Origin of the sequence: Paenibacillus sp. GCM10027626 (assembly GCF_042676285.1) — a bacterium.
Taxonomy (GTDB): domain Bacteria; phylum Bacillota; class Bacilli; order Paenibacillales; family Paenibacillaceae; genus Paenibacillus_Z.
This window is the reverse complement of sequence record NZ_JBHTHC010000011.1, coordinates 111519-128154: the sequence shown is the minus strand read 5'-3', so window position 1 is coordinate 128154 and position 16636 is coordinate 111519. Positions and strand designations below refer to the sequence as shown.

Annotated in this window: 12 protein-coding genes; 10 read left to right on the top strand and 2 right to left on the bottom strand. The window is 48.5% G+C overall.

Translation table 11 applies throughout. The features are described 5' to 3' along the window. Positions 1-47 precede the first annotated feature (47 nt). Positions 48-1574: an extracellular solute-binding protein gene (locus ACFQ0N_RS21455; protein WP_379329989.1), complete on the top strand. Its 1527-nt coding sequence runs from the start codon at positions 48-50 to the stop codon at positions 1572-1574. Positions 1575-1595: 21 nt separating this feature from the next. Next, on the top strand, positions 1596-3173 hold the full coding sequence (locus ACFQ0N_RS21450; RefSeq protein WP_379329987.1) for an FAD-dependent oxidoreductase: 1578 nt from the start codon (positions 1596-1598) through the stop codon (positions 3171-3173). Between the two features lie 163 nt (positions 3174-3336). On the opposite strand, the gene ACFQ0N_RS21445 is transcribed toward ACFQ0N_RS21450, so the two are convergent. Beyond that, positions 3337-4536, bottom strand: a complete 1200-nt coding sequence (locus ACFQ0N_RS21445) for a M20 family metallopeptidase (protein ID WP_379329985.1) — start codon at positions 4534-4536, stop codon at positions 3337-3339. A gap of 220 nt (positions 4537-4756) precedes the next feature. Here ACFQ0N_RS21445 and ACFQ0N_RS21440 point away from each other — a divergent pair, with 220 nt between their 5' ends. From ACFQ0N_RS21440 to ACFQ0N_RS21430, 3 genes are all read left to right on the top strand, one after another. Beyond that, positions 4757-5530 carry an IclR family transcriptional regulator gene (locus ACFQ0N_RS21440; protein ID WP_379329983.1) on the top strand — a complete coding sequence of 258 codons (774 nt, stop codon included), beginning with the start codon at positions 4757-4759 and terminating at the stop codon, positions 5528-5530. Positions 5531-5776: 246 nt separating this feature from the next. Then, a complete protein-coding gene (locus tag ACFQ0N_RS21435) occupies positions 5777-7498 on the top strand; it encodes a dihydroxy-acid dehydratase (protein WP_379329981.1) in 1722 nt (573 codons plus the stop codon). 27 nt (positions 7499-7525) lie between these two features. Next, positions 7526-8824, top strand: coding sequence for an aspartate aminotransferase family protein (locus ACFQ0N_RS21430; RefSeq protein ID WP_379329979.1), 1299 nt, complete (start codon positions 7526-7528; stop codon positions 8822-8824). A 326-nt stretch (positions 8825-9150) separates the two neighbouring features. Here the strand turns inward: ACFQ0N_RS21430 and ACFQ0N_RS21425 are convergent, their stop codons facing one another. Further along, the gene (locus tag ACFQ0N_RS21425; protein WP_379329977.1) at positions 9151-10731 is read right to left on the bottom strand and encodes an extracellular solute-binding protein; all 1581 of its coding nucleotides are present in this window, start codon (positions 10729-10731) and stop codon (positions 9151-9153) included. A 165-nt stretch (positions 10732-10896) separates the two neighbouring features. Between ACFQ0N_RS21425 and ACFQ0N_RS21420 the strand changes: the two genes are divergently transcribed. The 5 genes from ACFQ0N_RS21420 to ACFQ0N_RS21400 all read left to right on the top strand — a co-directional run bounded on the left by ACFQ0N_RS21420 (position 10897) and on the right by ACFQ0N_RS21400 (position 16597). Then, on the top strand, positions 10897-11028 hold the full coding sequence (locus ACFQ0N_RS21420; protein ID WP_379329975.1) for a hypothetical protein: 132 nt from the start codon (positions 10897-10899) through the stop codon (positions 11026-11028). A gap of 22 nt (positions 11029-11050) precedes the next feature. Then, positions 11051-13114, top strand: a complete 2064-nt coding sequence (locus ACFQ0N_RS21415) for a helix-turn-helix domain-containing protein (protein ID WP_379330191.1) — start codon at positions 11051-11053, stop codon at positions 13112-13114. A gap of 210 nt (positions 13115-13324) precedes the next feature. Continuing rightward, positions 13325-14773 (top strand): extracellular solute-binding protein, encoded by a 1449-nt coding sequence (locus ACFQ0N_RS21410; RefSeq protein ID WP_379329973.1) that lies wholly within the window; start codon positions 13325-13327, stop codon positions 14771-14773. Between the two features lie 33 nt (positions 14774-14806). Next, positions 14807-15745: a carbohydrate ABC transporter permease gene (locus tag ACFQ0N_RS21405; RefSeq protein WP_379330189.1), complete on the top strand. Its 939-nt coding sequence runs from the start codon at positions 14807-14809 to the stop codon at positions 15743-15745. A gap of 15 nt (positions 15746-15760) precedes the next feature. After that, positions 15761-16597 carry a carbohydrate ABC transporter permease gene (locus ACFQ0N_RS21400; RefSeq protein WP_379329971.1) on the top strand — a complete coding sequence of 279 codons (837 nt, stop codon included), beginning with the start codon at positions 15761-15763 and terminating at the stop codon, positions 16595-16597. Positions 16598-16636 lie beyond the last annotated feature (39 nt).

Genomic DNA, 16636 nt, shown 5'->3' with positions numbered 1-16636 from the left:
CTGCCGACAGGATGTTGATAAGAGATTATAAAGGAGGAAACAAAGCTATGAAAAGGAAACTGTTTGCTGGGCTATCATTTGTTATGATCATTTCCGGGGTTGCAGGCTGCAGCGGGAGCGATCAGAAGGAACCTGATAAAGGTTTGGCATCCCCGGGCGGCAATGCTGCTGAAGGGAAACAGGCCGAAACAGACAAGGCAAAACCGGTTCTGCGGCAGCTTTTGCCTTATAACCGCTTTGATCCGAACAATAATGTCGTATCCGATTTCTTGAGAGAGGCTACAGGCTATGAAGTAAAATATGATATGCTGCCTGTTGAGAATGCTGACGAGAAGCTGAATCTCTTGATGGCCAATCAGGAGCCTTACGATTTTATGAAGCTTGGCTCCGTGCAGTTTGCCCAGCTTGCCTCCTCGGGCGCATTGGAGCCGTTGAATGATTTAATAGACAAGTACGGGCCAAATATGAAGAAAGTGATCGGCCAAACCAGCTGGGAAGGGGCAACCCTGGACGGCCAAATACTTGCCATCCCCGAATCTTCGGCCGGGATAGGCATCGGTTACTCCCTGATATACAGGCAGGATTGGCTGGATGAGCTGAATCTTTCGGTCCCGGCTACGCTGGATGAGCTTCTGCATGTGCTGAAAGAAATTAAACTTAAGAAGAAGGTGATTCCATTAACAGGCGGCAAGGATCCTTTCCAGGGTGAGATTGGATCTGCGATGGGCTGGAAATACGGTTTGGGCACCCAGTTTAAAGTAGACGGGGATAAGATCATTCATATGGTTGAAGATCCGAAGACGGTCGAATATTTGACGTTGATGAACCAATTATATACGGAGGGCTTGCTTGATCCGGAGTGGGCCATTAACCAGACCAATATTTTGATCGAACGTTTTACGAGCGGCCAGGCATTTATGTACCGTGAAGGCTGGTGGAATGCGGCGACGGTTAATGATGCCCTTGCCTCCAATTTCCCTGATGCCAAGATCGGCATTCTTCCTCCGATGAAGGATGCGGACGGTGCGGCCGGAGCAAACGGTACCGGAGGAATCGGATATTTTATCGGCATTCCCAAATGGGCGCCAAATAAAGAAGAAGCGATCAAATATATAGATAAGAAATTCGAGGAATCTATATTCAAAAAGCTTGCAATCGGAGAAGAAGGCAAGCATTATAAAGTTGAGGATGGAAAATATTATCCGATTCTTCCCATATTCGAGGAGGAGTGGAACTTTGCCAGCGACCTGCTGACAGGAATCGACGAAGAAAACTACCCGGTTTACTGGCAGGCGCGCGTTCGCAAAAATCCGTTCGTACAAAACTATTTCGAGACGTTCCGGAAAAATGCTGAAGGAATTACTTACTATGACGCCTTGACATTTGCCCCGCCGATCGCCGAGGTATCCAAACATAAGCAAAGGCTGTCTAAATTTGCGGAGGATGAGTTTATCAAATTTATTACCGGGGCAGAACCGATCAGCAAATACGGGGAGTTCTTGCAGCAGTGGAAGGCAGATGGCGGAGATGAGATGATGAAGGCGGCCAATGAATGGTATGCGGCTGTGAAATAAGGATAGAAAGGTGGGTGTTTCATGGAGAACAACGGAAGAAATGCGGACGTAATCGTATTGGGAGGCGGTACAGGAGGCTGCATGGCCGCTCTTGCTGCCGCGAAGATGGGGATGAAGGTCGTCATGACGGAAGAAACAGATTGGCTTGGAGGGCAGTTGACAAGCCAGGCTGTTCCGCCTGATGAGCATTCGTGGATTGAAAGCTTTGGATGCACTGGCACGTACCGCGATTTTCGCAATCGCGTGCGGCAATATTACAGAGACAATTATCCGTTGACAGCAGCGGCGAAGCAGGAAGAACGTTTAAACCCGGGAAACGGCTGGGTGAGCCGGATTTGCCATGAACCGCGAGTCGCGCTGCAAATTATAGAGGATATGCTGGCCCCTTATATCAGCAGCGGCCGGATTACCGTTTTGCATGGCTGCGTTCCGGAAGAGGCCTTTACGGATCAGGATGCGATCCAGTGGGTTCAGGTGAAACATACGGCTTCCGGGGAAAAGGAGCGATTAACAGGCGCTTATTTCATCGATGCTACAGAATGCGGCGATTTGCTTCCGCTGGCCGGTGCGGAATATGTGATTGGAGCCGAAGCGGGAAGCGAGACGGGCGAGCCGCATGCGTCTGAGCACGCTGATCCGCTGGATGTTCAAGCCTTTACCTATGTGTTCGCATTGGACTACATGGAGAGTGAAGATCACACGATTGATAAGCCGGAGCAGTACGATTTTTGGCGTCAATTTATACCGGGTTACTCGTCTTATCCGCTGTTTAGCTGGTTTGTGCAGGATGGCAACAAGACGGATCAAGTGAGGAGGTTTGGGTTTCTGCCTGATGAGGGCGAGCAGCTCCCGTTATGGACCTACCGGAGAATTATTGATAAAACGTTGTTTGAAGGAATCTATGAAAGTGATATTAGCCTGATCAATTGGCCGCAAAATGACTATTTTCTGGGCTCAATTATTGATGTGCCGCCGGCCGAAAGGGAGCGGCACTTGTATGGAGCCAAGCAATTAAGCTTATCCCTGATCTATTGGCTGCAAACGGAGGCGCCCCGCCCCGATGGCGGTGCCGGATATCCCGGAGTGAGACTGCGAAAGGACGTGCTTGGAACCGATGACGGCCTGGCCAAGCATCCGTATATTCGGGAATCTCGCAGAATCAAAGCGCTCTATACCATTACCGAGCATGATGTCAGCGTCGAACAGCGCGGGGATCAAGGGACCAAGCGATATGAGGACAGCGTCGGCGTCGGCAGCTATCACCTTGATTTGCACCATACGACGAAGACGAACCGCAGCTTCTATATTCCAACTTATCCTTATGAAATTCCGCTTGGAGCGCTGCTGCCCGTACGGATCAAAAACTTGCTGCCTGCGTGCAAAAATATAGGCACGACGCAAATTACGAATGGCTGTTATCGCCTGCACCCGACAGAATGGAACATTGGCGAGGTGGCCGGGTACTTGAGCGCTTATGCGATTATAAATCAAGTTGCTCCAAGGGAAGTTAGAGAAAAAAAAGATCATTTGTTCGCATTTCAGGAGCTTATCCAGCAAAACGGTGTGGAAATTCACTGGCCGGAAAACATTGAATTGTAAAAAATACAATAATTACAATTTTTGGTTTCTTGTTTTTGCAGAATCCAGCGGCAAAAAAACGCAGAGGGGCTCTCCCGCCACAATTGGACGGTGAGGGCACCTCTGCGTTTTGCAGTACAACTATGCATGCTTTGTAGAATGTCCTTGCTAGTAATCCCAGCTATCAGGATCGCACGTATTCCTCGATAAATTGCAGATAAGTTTTAATGGCAAGCTCCAGCTCCTGAACTTCGACGTATTCAACATCGCCGTGCGCCGTAATCGCGTCAGGACCGTGGCAGAGCACTGGAATTCCTAATGCGCGGGAGAGAATGCCGGCATCCGTCACCAGCTTTTTGCCGACCAGCGGCGCATCAATCCCGCGCACCTCATGAATGGCGGCGACCAAGGCCTTGACCGCGGCATCCTCTTTATTGACGCGATAGCCGTCTCGCACCTTTTCAAGCTCAAGTGTAATCGACAGGCCGTGCCGCTGTGCGATCGGCTGCAGGATCGCTTCGAACTCGGCTTTGACTGCTTCAAACTCCTCAGTAGGCGCATAACGACGAACACCGACGATCTCCGAAACGACAGGGAATTGGTTGTAAAATGTGCCGGAGTGCACAGAGCCGATAAAGTAAGAGGCAAATCCGATATCATCAATATAATGCTCTTCCAGACGTTTATTGGCTTGTTCCAGCGCTTGGATCACATCTGCTGCCGCATGGATCGGATGAGGCGTTCCTTCTGGCGTGTAAAGCTGGTGGCTCGTTTCGCCAGCCCGCCGCACCGTAATATTGAAGGTTGCGGAGCCGAGCTGTGCAATCGTGCATTCGCGGGTCGCCCCTTCCAAAACAATGGCGGCATCGGCTTGCAGCTGCACCTGTTCGGTAAGGGCAATCAGATCCTCGCCTCTTCCACCCGGGCTTTCATGCAGGCTGTTGGCTACAATCATGAGGCGTACAGGCACATCCTCGCCATAGGTGCGCAGCACGCGCAGCACTTCAATGGCACAGGCAAGCGAGCCCTTCATATCGCAGGTGCCGCGGCCGTATATGCGGCCGTTTTCAATTCTTGCCGGCTCATGCGGCAGCGGAATGACATCCATATGTCCGTTCAATAAAATGGTTTTGGCCCGCTTGCGCTCCAGCTCATCACTTGAAGCGGCGGCTTCTGCATAAGCCGGTGATTCATAAACAGCGATCAATGTAGGGTTGTCGGGTACCAAATCATAACGGGTTACTGTACAGCCGGAATCCCGAAGCATTTGCTCATAACGGGCTGCGACCTGGCGCGTGTCCCCGGTTACACTAGAGATGGATACCAGATCAAGAGTATTGCGAACAGCGTTACTGACATGTACATAATCCACTAAATCAGACATAATAGCACCTCTCTATGGCTAAGCTCAAATCACATCATTCTAAATACGGAACAGCATTTGCTATCTTGATAATAAAACAAGCTGATAATTCGGTCAATACATGCGGCAAAGGGAAAACAGGTTCGTTACTCGGTTTGTTGCCTGGTTAGTTATTGGTTTGTTATTGTCGTTTTTCTATCTGTTATGCTAGTATGTTGACATAAGGAGGGCGTACGAGACGATGGAAAAAACAAAAAAAGACTATTCTGTGCCAGCGATTGAAAAAGCAATCACAATACTGAATTGTATTGCCGGAAATGGCAGAATGAATGTTAACGAGCTTCATTCCGAGCTGAAAATACCGAAGACAACCGTATTTGTAATTCTCAGTACGCTTGAGCGCCATTCATTAGTTGAAAAACGCGAGGACGGCAAATATTTGCTTGGTCACGGTGTGTTGGCTTGGGGAATGAACTATTATCAGCAAAATGATATTAAGCAAATTGCCCATCCGCATTTGGAGCGGCTGGTGGAGGAAACGCCATTCACCGCTCATTTGGCTGTTATGATGAATTATAAAGCGGTATATATTGACAAGTGCGAGGGGAACGGGTTCGTCCGCTTTGCTACAAGCGCCGGGCAAGCATTGCCGCTCCATCTCTCCGGCGTAGGCAAAGCACTCGCCGCTGGAATGAGCGATGAGATGATCTTGGCTGATATTACAGCGATAACCGGTGCAGAGGAAGTGAAGGGGCAGCAGGCGGCCGCCAAGCTGCTGGAGGATGTGCAATTCGTCAGGGAACACGGCTACTCCATTGAAGATGAGCAGATGGAGGAAGGGATTCGCTGCATTGGCGCTCCTGTGTTCGGCGAGGACGGCAACACAATCGCAGCCATCAGTATCACTGCGCTGAGCAAGGATTTGCCGGCCATCAAATTCCCGGCGATTGGCGATCTGATCAAAGAAACGGCGCAGCGCATCTCTGAAGAAATGGGATACCGCAAGCTGTCATAACCTATCATAGCATCAGAACCTGGCAGGTAAAACGATAAGCAAAAGGACCTTAAGTTCCACAGCCGAGTGGGAATAAGGTCCTTTTTTAATTAATGAATAAACTGTTGTCCGCCTGAGGCAGTGCAGGCCGTTTCTTCTTGTTGACAATCATATAAAAGCTGTGCTAAATTCAGATCATAATCATTATTATAATTTTAATTCAATATTTTGAATTCCATACTTAAAGGGGTTAAGGGGCCGTTGACTATGAGCTTGCGAAGTGAAGAATGGTTTAATCACAAGACATTTGAGACGCGTTTTCAGCATGCGGCAGCGATGCGTGCCTGCGGGCATGATCCGGAATCGTATGCCGGCAAGCCGATAATCGGCATTTTTAACTCTTGGAACGATCTAAATAGCTGCAATGCTCCACATAAAGAGCTGGTAGAGTTTGTGAAGAAGGGTGTTCTCATGGCAGGCGGGTATCCGCTTGAGATGCATACGATTACGACAGCGGCTGATTTTAACAAGCCGTCTGATCTGCCCTACCGCAATTTGATGTCGATGGACGTGGAAGAAATGATCCGCTCCCTGCCGCTTGACGGTGTCGTGCTGCTCTGTGAGTGCGACAAGACGACTCCCGCTCAATTAATGGGGGCGGCCAGCTGCGACCTGCCTACACTGCAGCTTGCTGCCGGACATCGAGCAACGGCTTATTTCAAAGGGAAAGCGGTTAACTACGGGACAGATCTGTGGAAGTATATGGATATGTACAAAGCGGGCGAGCTGACGGATGAGGAAATGAAGGAGCTAGAGAAGGGGATCTCTTGCTCATTTGGCGGCTGTCCTGTCATGGGCACCGCTTCAACAATGAAAAGCATGTCCGAGATGCTTGGCATGATGCTGCCGGGAACGTCCGATATTCCGGCAACGGATTCGCGCAGAAGAATTGCCGCTGAACAGACAGGCAAACGGATCGTGGAGATGGTGAAGGAAGGGCTGGTTCCTTCCAAATTGATGACAGAAGCGGCTTTCCACAATGCAATCAAGCTGCTGACCGCACTTGGCGGCTCCACCAATGCGGTTCTACATTTGACGGCGATTGCCGGCCGGCTTGGAATACGGCTTAACCTGGCGCAGTATCAGGAGCTAGCGGCCAACATTCCGCTGATCGTCAATTTGCAGCCAAGCGGAGAATACGGGATGGACGATTATTTCCATGCCGGCGGTCTGGCGGGAGTTGTATACGAATTGATGCCGCTGTTGGACGGCGGGTGCCTGACCGCGCTCGGCAAGCCTTTGCGCGAGGTTTATACGAAGAAGCCGGAGAGCCCGCATATTATTGCGCCGCTTGAGCGGCCGTTCAAGTCGGAATCAGGCATCAAGGTGTTAAAAGGAAATTTGGCGCCTGCAGGAGCTATATTGAAACTGTCAGCCAGTTCGCGAGAGCTGTGGAAGCATCGCGGTAAAGCTTATGTTTTCGAGGATTATGAGGAAATGCTTGATGAGCTGGAACGCGACGATCTGGAGGTTGACGCTTCGACAGTACTGATTTTGCGCAATTGCGGACCGGCAGCGCTTGGCATGCCGGAGTGGGGAGAAATTCCGATCCCTGCTAAGCTGTTAAAGGAAGGCGTCGACGATATGGTCCGAATCAGCGATGCCAGAATGAGCGGTACGAGCTACGGCACCGTTATACTGCATGTATCGCCAGAAGCGGCTGCAGGCGGCAATCTGGCCGCAGTCCAAAATGGCGATATGATTGAAGTCGATGTCGAGCAAGGTGTGCTCCGCGTAGAGCTAACCGATGAGCAAATCGCTGAGCGGCTGCAAGCTTTACCGCCGTTCAAGCCGCGCAATCCGCGGGGATTTCTGAAGATGTTTACCGATCATGTATTGCAGGCCGACGAGGGCTGCGATCTTGATTTCCTTCGTCCGGCGAGTAAGGAAGATGCGAAGTTTGTGCCGCCGATTGTCGGACGGGGTTAACGATACTATATATGGAGGTTTCACAACATGGAATTTAAAGAGAGCGCAAGACTTTATGAGGAAGCTACAAAATATACGCCAGGCGGCGTTCATACGTCCATTCGCAACCTGGAGCCGCATCTGATCTTCAAAAAAGGCGAAGGCGCCTACATTTATGATGCTGACGGCAATAAATATATCGATTATCAAGCTGCTTTCGGCCCTTATATTTTAGGTCATAATCATCCATACGTGAACAATAAAGTTATTGAGGCTCTCAGCCAAACCGACCTTTACGGTACGGGTACAACAGATCTGGAGATTGAGCTGGCGCAAAAAATTTGTAAGCATGTGCCTTCTGCAGATCAAGTGCTGTTCTGTAACTCCGGTTCAGAAGCAACCTATCATGCGATTCGTCTGTCGCGGGCAGTGACGAAGCGCTACAAGCTGATCAAGTTCCAAGGCTGCTACCATGGTTGGCACGACTACGTGGCCCGCAACATGCTGAGCTCCTGGGATATGATCGGCAAGCGCGATCCGGGATCAGCGGGCATGATGGAAGAAGCGATCGACAACACTTTAATTTGTACCTTCAACGATTTGGAAAGTGTAGAGGATACGTTCAAGGCGAATGAGGGCGAAGTAGCCGCCTTGATTGTGGAGCCAATCCCGCATAACATCGGGTGCGTTATGCCGCAGCCTGGCTTCCTTGAAGGGCTTCGCAAGCTTTGTGATCAATACGGCGCACTGCTTATTTTCGACGAGGTTATTACCGGCTTCCGTCACGATATCGGCGGTTATCAAAAGGTTGCCGGCGTAACGCCGGATTTGACAACGATGGGCAAAGCGATGGCGAACGGCTTCCCGATCGCAGCAGTTGCAGGGAAACTGGAATATATGCAGCGCTTCAACACCCGTCCGGGCGGCGATGTATGGTTCGCAGGAACGTACAACGGCCATGCAGTGGGCACAGCGGCTTCAATCGCTACCTTGGAAATGATGGAGAACGAGCCTGTGCATGAGCATGTCTTCCGTCTCGGCGACAAAATGCGCGCTGGTCTGCGCGACATTATGAATCGCCTTGACATTGAAGCGTATGTAGCCGGCTTCGGGTCTGTCTTCACGACATATTTTATGGGCTTCGAGCCGAAAAACTATACCGATCTGCAGCATAACGACGCTGAATTCTACGTCAAATACCGCCGCGCATTGATGGAAAAAGGCATCTTCAAGCTGCCGATGAACATCAAGCGCAACCATATCAGCTACAGCCATACCGACAAAGAAATCGACTACACGCTGGAAAGCATCGAAGCTGTACTGCGCGAGTTGAAAGGGAAAAAATAAGTATGGATAGCAAAGCTTCTGACACTGCCAGGCGATGACTTGGCGGAGTCGGAAGCTTTTTAAGATTTTGCGAGAAATTGCTCCTTGAAGATAGCCAGCAGTAATAGGATCGCTGTAAGTGGACGCTTCTGTGTCGATCTCGATCACGCGATTGTTTTTCACGGCTGGGATACTTTTTCACGTTTTGGACTGCAGGAAGGGTTGTCGCTCCCCATTTAATTAATAACGATTATCATTATCATAATTTACACGGTTATGAGGCTTGCTGACAATACAAAAAAACGCCTGGAAAACCAGGCGGGCTTGTTAAAGCGTTATCGCAGGTATTATTGCCGTTCCTTGTGGGAGCTGCGTATTTTACTCTCATACTGTTTCAAAATCACATCGCCATTGTAGCTGCTCATCAGTTCCTGACGATATTGCGGCCAATTCGCGCCTGACTTGTCAGAGAATAGCATTTTGACCTGCAGCTCGTCCTGTCTGGCGCGCATCTCCTCAACGTCAATACCGATCGGCGGAGTCAAAGTTGTACCAAGACCTTCATAAACAGGGATGTCCGCCAGCGTCTGCAAAACCAGCTTGTCACGCTCCGTTACCCGCGGATCAATGACCGTCAGCCCAAGCATCTCAGGGGTGTTCGGTGTGAAGAAGCTCCAAAGCTCCATCGCCGCTGCCTCGTTATCCGTATAGGTTGGCAGCAGTGTAATGCGGCTGCCTTCGCGCGTGTAATGCTTCCCCTCAATTCCGTAGTGGGTCAGCAGAAAGCCTTCTGTACTGGCCAGCCAGTCCAGTATGCCGGCAATCTTCATCAGCTTCTCCGGTTCGCCGCCAGCTGTATTGTTGGAGAAGACGAACGGATAATTGGCTGACACCTCGGCACGCAGCGGCTGTTTATTGCCAAACGGGTTGAAAGGCATCCAGTCCGCTTTCGGATTGATTGCCTTGCTTCTTGCTTGCAGGCTGTCGGGATTGGAATCGAGAGCAAAGCCGGACGTTTCCCCCAGCACAACACCAATCTCGCCTTGAACAGCTTTGTCGATATGCTGCGTTCCCATATTGAGAAACCAGTCGGGATCGATGACGCCTTCTTTGGTTAGCTTGATAATATCATCGATAACGCGGCCGACACGCAAATCGGTCTGCATATCGATCAATTTTCCCTCTGAATAGTAGACGGGAGCAAGCAGACCATGCCGCACATATTCCGGCCAATCTGTCGAGATCGACGTTCCGTTGCCGGAAGTAGAGAAGCCGAATGTATCCCGAGTGCCATTGCTGTCCGGATCTTGATAGGTAAAGGCTTTAAGCGTCGCCACATACTGCTCGTAGGTTTGCGGAATATCGAGACCGAGCCGATCCAGCCAATCTTTGCGGATATAATAGGCGTGATAAGATTTTTTATCATATGGAATCGGAGCGCGCGCAAATTTGTTGTGAACCTGATATTCCTTTAATTCCTTTTCCGTAATCCAATATTTGAAGTAATTGGGCATAGTAGAGGGAGTTACATAGTAAGTCATATCTGCCAGCACATTATCAAGCGTATATTTGGCGCCGCCGTCAGATGTGATGTTGAGCCACATATCGGGCGGGTTGTTCGCCGCAAGTTTAGCGGCAATCAATGCGGTATAATCACTGCCTGCAGGTGCCGTTGTAACATCAAGGTTGACTTCGAATTTCTGTTCGATTATTGTTTTTATAAAATCATCCTGCTCGGCAAGGCGGGAAGGAAATGTGCCGCTGAGCAAAATTTGCAGTGTGGGCTGGCCGGAGCTGACGCTGGCTGCTGCTGCCCGATCCCCGTTCTGGTTCATTCTGTCCAAGTAAAGAAATAGGGAGGCTGCGCAGAAGTAGGCAAACAGTAAAGCGGCCGAAATGATCACCAAACCGCGGGTATGTCTCTTCATGTGTAACATCCCTCCTTTACTTTTATATGTAACCGCTTCCTTCTTATCTTAAATATGTTACCTGTTTTCCTGCAGGTTGTAAATACGAATACATATTTACAGAATAACATTTTGCTCACATAATAGAACTACATTACTCGGCAGCAGCCAAATCAAGGGGGGCCAATGAAAAGAAACTGGTTCTACAAGTTGTTACTTTCTTATTTGCCAGTGTTTTTTATTATTAGTCTAAGCTTGCTGCTAATGACTTATTTGACGATTAACGAGATGTGCCAAAAAATCTGCCATCAAGGCTAATGAAGCCTTATCGCAAAATGTGATGAAATTGATTGATCACACATTGGACGGCATGGATGCTCTTATGCTTAATGAGCTGCAAAACAATGCCGGGCTGAAGCAGTATTTTTCCGGCAGCCTCAATCCGCGGACGAATGAATATGATGATTACCAGACATCGCGGGTATTGAGAGAGCTTGTGAAAAACAATCCGCTAATTGACTCTGTTTATTTATATCGTACGCTGGATCAGATTGTAGTGACGCCATCGACGCGCTCCGATCTGCAAACATTTCCCGACAAGCGCTTTCTCGGTCTTACAGTCAGCAGTAAACAACCCTATCAATGGACGTTCAGGACATTAATCGACCGGGAGGGAACAGGACAGGGCAAGCTCGTTGTGAGCCTAGCCAAAATCGGCAATTTGCTCGATTACAGCATTATCGTTGTAAATATCAGCACGGAAAAGCTGCGTGAGCTGATCGAAAGTATGGCCGATTCGAAATCGACATTTGTGGAACTAACTGATGCTGAAGGCAATCCGATCGTTTCGACCGGCGGCGCGCTTGGTCATGCTGGCAAGGTGCTTTCTGAAGTATATTCATCGAAGACTAATTGGACAGTAAAAAGCGGCAATCGGGAAGGAGGATTTGCCGAGCTGGTTTCATCGTTATTTTATGTCTGGATGGGACTGGGCTTTGTGATGATTTTGGCAGGCCTGCTCTGGATTATTTATGTGTCCAAACGAAATTACAAGCCGATCTTGTCGCTCATGAACCGGATTTCTCATGTCATGCCAGAGGCTTCTGAAGGCAGCAAGAGCGGCAAGCTGGATGAATTCAAATTTATCGAAAAGACAATTGAAGGGCTGCTGGATGAATCGAATATGCTGCAGGAGCAGCATCAGGAAAATATAGTGTACCGCCGAAGACATCTGTTTCTCAATATGTTGGAAGGTGCGGCAGGTTCAAATCCGAAGGTATGGGAGCGTGAACTGGAACAGCTGGGCGTCGAACGAACACTGACAGGCCTTAGTGTCTCCTTGGTTGAAGTTGATCATTATGCCGAATTTGAGCGTCAATATGGCAGCGATCAGCATTTGCTCAAACATGTATTAAGCAAGGTTGTACAAGAGATGGCAGAGATGAAGCCTTACCTCGTTTGGGTAGAATGGTTTGATGCTTATCGGATGGCGATTCTCGCGATGTACCATCAGCATGAAGCAAGTGAACATGAAGCGAAGTCGTTTTGCGAGCAGCTGCGCCAGTGGGTAGAGCAAAATCTCGATTTTACGATTACGATTGGTATCGGCAGGCCGGCTGGCAGACTGGAGGGGATTGCGGGCTCGTTTAGGGAGGCTGTCGCTCTGGCGGGCTATAAATCGTCGCTGGGTATTAATCGGATAATTATGCACAAACATCTTGAAGCCAAACCGAAGGGCGAATTATTCCGCCAGTTGCAATGCATACGGGCGATTAGTCAATCGTTCCGCGCGGGAGAAGCGGAGTGGGAAGCGCATTTAGGGGAGCTGTACGAAGGCTTGCAGGGACAATTGTACTCCCATGATGATTTGTCCAGCCTGATGCAAGTATTGATTGAACATTTGCAAAAAGAAGTGGCTGACTTGCCGGAGGAGCTGTACCGGGTATGGAGAGATGAGGCGTACTGTGCCTTGCTGGCGGCGCTGGAGCATAAGGAAACGCTGGACGAAATTTATAATGAACTTCGCCTCATACTGCAAGAGACGATTCAAAAGATGAATGCGCTGCGCGAAAAGAAATCAACCCATCAGCTCGTGTATCAAATGAAAGAGTACATCGGCGAACATGCGCATAGTCCCGATTTATCCCTTGCCAGCGTCAGTGAAGCTTTTGGATTTAACGCCAAATATTTGAGCCGCTTGTTCCGGGATGCATTTGGTGTGAAATTTGTGGAATATGTCACAACGGTCCGGATGGAAAAAGCGCGCCAGCTGCTGCTCGAAACCGGTCATACGGTGCAGGAGATCGGCCAGGCAGTAGGTTACGAGCATTCACTAACCTTTATCCGCGTGTTCAAAAAGCATACCGGATTCACTCCCGGCCAATTCCGGAAGATGGAGTTATAGCCTGAGCCTTCTGTTGCGGTTCGGGCTCTTCTTTTTGGCGGAAAATCAGGTCTGAAGAGAAAAAATCTATCAGTTTCAAAATGTCTATTACGCATTATGCGGCGCTTTGTTTCCTTTTTGTCTATGGATACCAAATCGCCTATTTACGCGGTTTTATCGCACATGATACGTTGTTGGCGTATGCAAAATACAATCAGGGAGGAAAAGGAATTGAAACGAAAAATGACAAAATGGGGTCTAGTGGCGTGTAGTCTTATGGTATCCGTCGCTGTAATCGGTTGCAGCAATGATCAGACGGAAAAACAAGCACCGGAAAATCGCAATTCAGTCGATACTAATGAAGCAGATGTATACCCTGAAAACGGTTTGCCCAAGGATCAGAAGGTCACGCTTAAATTTGCTTTTTTGGAAAACGGCAACGGCAGAGAGTGGATCGATTATGCAATGGATACATTTAAAAAGAAGTTTCCGAATGTCAGTTTCGAAACGACCTATTCTCCTAAAATCGATACCATTTCCGCTACGAAAATTGCCGCCAACAATGATGACGATATGTTTGATATTTTTTCCGTAGCCTTGCCTGGAGGGATGGCGACGAGCCTGGCGGAGGCTGGGAAGATCGAACCACAGGACGACTTGTGGGATCACAAGGCTTACGATAATGAAGGGAAAACTTTGAAGGAGCTGCAATCGGGTCTTTTTGAGGCTCGGACCAAAATTTCTGATAAGATGTATGCCCTTCCATATAGCCAAAGTGTAACTGGGCTGTTCTACAACAAGACGCTGTTTGAAACAAACGGATGGAACGAGAATCCGAAAACATGGAAGGAATTCACTGAGCTCGTGGACACGATTAAGGGAGCGGGCTTGATTCCGATTACTTATCCAGGTAAATTTCCAGACTATGTACGCTTTACATTCGGTGTTGCACAGCAATTCGAGCTTGCCGAGATCAATGGGAGGCTGAATGAGTTTGAGCATACGCACAGAAATTATTTACTTCCTTCTTATTTGTCTCCGGAAAGCCAAGAACTGTATAAGCGTATTTATGAGCTTGGACAGAAAAAAGCATTTCCTGACGGCGTAGCTGCTTTAACACATACACAGTCGCAAATGCAGCTGTTGCAAGGAGAAGCAGCGCTCGCATCCACAGGCGAATGGGTGCAAAACGAAATGAAGGATTCGATTCCGGATGGATTTAAGTGGGGCTTCATGCTTGCTCCGATGGGAGATCAGCCAGACGATACAAAGTACTACCAGAGCTATGTAAGTGGAGGCCACTATATTTGGTCAGCCAAGCCGGAGCTGAATAAGAAATGGGCCAAAGAATTTATCGTTTGGATGTGGAACCTTGATGTACAGCAGCGATTAGCAGAGAAAGCTGGCTCCATCCCGGTGCGGAACGATTTTATGAATGACCCGGCTTTGGTTGATAAGCTTCAGGATGCGCCAAAGGCCGTGCTGCAATATATGAAAAACAACAAGGTGAAAGGCACAAGTGAAACGCGCAATGTATTGCGAAATGATGCCAATGCCTCGAGTGCGTCCAAGCTTATCCTGGAGAATTTGAACGATATCGCAACAGGCAAGCAGGAGCCGCTGCCGAAGCTGGAAGAGGCGGAAGCGCTGTTGCAGAAATCGATCGAGGCACAGAAGTAAATGACAGAGGAGGGCAATATCAATTTGAAGGAAATGGCTGCGCCTGCCGCGAATCCCGGACAATTCAGAAGAAGTTGGCGACATAAGGCCACAGTCCAAAAACGGTTGTTTATTTTGCTGGCAACAACACCTGCTTTTGGCGGATATATTTTATTTACACTTTACCCCAATTTGCTGTCTGTATATTATTCATTGCTCAGTTGGGATGGAATTACCGAGCCGATATTTGTCGGCTTGGATAATTTCAAGCAGATATTTTACGACCATTATGTTTGGCGGGCTTTATGGCATAATCTATTGTTCATGTTCACGATTCCCCCACTTACGATTTTTATTTCGCTAGTATTAGCTTATTTGCTGGCGAATAAGAGCTATCGCTTAGGCTCGATCTACAAGGTACTGTTTTTCTTCCCTAACGTACTCTCTACCGTCGTTATTTCTATCTTGTGGGCGTTTATTTACGATGGCAGCTTCGGTCTATTAAATGCTGGCCTGCGACTGATCGGGATCGATGTTGGGAAATGGTATTGGCTGGGCGAGAAAGGGACAGCGCTGTGGGCGATTATACCACCATCTGTCTGGGGTGGAGTTGGTTTCTACTTTGTCATTTTCTTGAATGCCATGAGCACAATTCCGAAATCGTTGTACGAATCGGCCGTGCTTGAAGGAGCAAATCATATTGATCGTTTGTTTCGGATTACCATACCGCTGTTGATGCCAATTATTCGAATATCTGCAATATTTTTAATGCTCGGTATATTCAAAGGCTTCGAGAATGTGCTTATTCTTACGAATGGCGGACCTTCCGGATCCACAGAGGTAATCGGGCTATACATGTTCAATATTGCGTTTGGCGACAATACGCATAATTACGGCTACGCCTCGGCGATTGGCATGCTCTTGTTTGTCATACTTGTTTTGGCGAAGCTAGCGATAGACAAATTCACGGCAAATCGGGAAGCCGAATACTAGAAAGGGGAAGCAGCCGTGAAGGAAAAACGGACTATATTCGATGTAGGGTGGAACATCCTTCTGTTGATTTGGTCGCTATCGATTCTATTCCCTTTAATTTGGGTATGCTATGAGTCGCTTCGCACGAATCAGGAATTTTTTCAGGATGTCTGGAAGCTTCCACAGGAGTTGAAATGGACGAATTATGAAAAGGCGTGGGAAACGTACGGGATTAAAGGTGCAATGTTGAATACGGTGTATTATGTTGGCGCCAGTCTCGTCATTGGCACCTTCCTAACTGCGATCAATGCTTATGTCCTGACCAGGCTTCAATTCAGAGGACGAAAGCTGATGTGGGCAGTTATTATGCTGTCATTGTTTTTGCCAGGTATCAATGCCCTGGTGCCGCAGTATATTTTGATGCGGGATTTACATTTGACGAATAGTTTGACAGGGCTGATTATTTTGGACAGTTTTAGTGAAAGCGCTTTTTATTTGATGATGTTGGGCGGATTTATGCAATCGCTGCCGAAAGAGGTTGAAGAGAGTGCGGCAATGGACGGGGCATCAATCTTTCAAATCTTTTTCCGGATCATCTTGCCGCTTTCTACCGCCGGTATAGTGACAGTAGCTATTTTCAAGTTTCTCGGCTTGTACAACAATTTCCTCGGGCCTTTTATTTATTTGTCCGATCCGCAGAAATACACAATTGGGGTAGCGATGTATCAGGCAAGCTTGATTATGCAATATCAGACAGACTGGGTTACTTTATTCGCAGGCCTTATGATCACCATGATCCCTCTCGTTCTTATGTACATATTCCTGCAACGCAGAATTATGGAGGGGGCGACCTTGGGAGCCGTGAAGGGCTAACTAACTTAAAAGAGATCCAACTCAAAGGAGTGATTTCAT

Coding starts and splice junctions, on each gene's coding strand:
- ACFQ0N_RS21455 (WP_379329989.1), top strand. CDS start 48: ATGAAAAGGAAACTGTTTGCTGGGCTATCATTTGTTATGATCATTTCC.
- ACFQ0N_RS21450 (WP_379329987.1), top strand. CDS start 1,596: ATGGAGAACAACGGAAGAAATGCGGACGTAATCGTATTGGGAGGCGGT.
- ACFQ0N_RS21445 (WP_379329985.1), bottom strand. CDS start 4,536: ATGTCTGATTTAGTGGATTATGTACATGTCAGTAACGCTGTTCGCAAT.
- ACFQ0N_RS21440 (WP_379329983.1), top strand. CDS start 4,757: ATGGAAAAAACAAAAAAAGACTATTCTGTGCCAGCGATTGAAAAAGCA.
- ACFQ0N_RS21435 (WP_379329981.1), top strand. CDS start 5,777: ATGAGCTTGCGAAGTGAAGAATGGTTTAATCACAAGACATTTGAGACG.
- ACFQ0N_RS21430 (WP_379329979.1), top strand. CDS start 7,526: ATGGAATTTAAAGAGAGCGCAAGACTTTATGAGGAAGCTACAAAATAT.
- ACFQ0N_RS21425 (WP_379329977.1), bottom strand. CDS start 10,731: ATGAAGAGACATACCCGCGGTTTGGTGATCATTTCGGCCGCTTTACTG.
- ACFQ0N_RS21420 (WP_379329975.1), top strand. CDS start 10,897: ATGAAAAGAAACTGGTTCTACAAGTTGTTACTTTCTTATTTGCCAGTG.
- ACFQ0N_RS21415 (WP_379330191.1), top strand. CDS start 11,051: ATGAAATTGATTGATCACACATTGGACGGCATGGATGCTCTTATGCTT.
- ACFQ0N_RS21405 (WP_379330189.1), top strand. CDS start 14,807: ATGGCTGCGCCTGCCGCGAATCCCGGACAATTCAGAAGAAGTTGGCGA.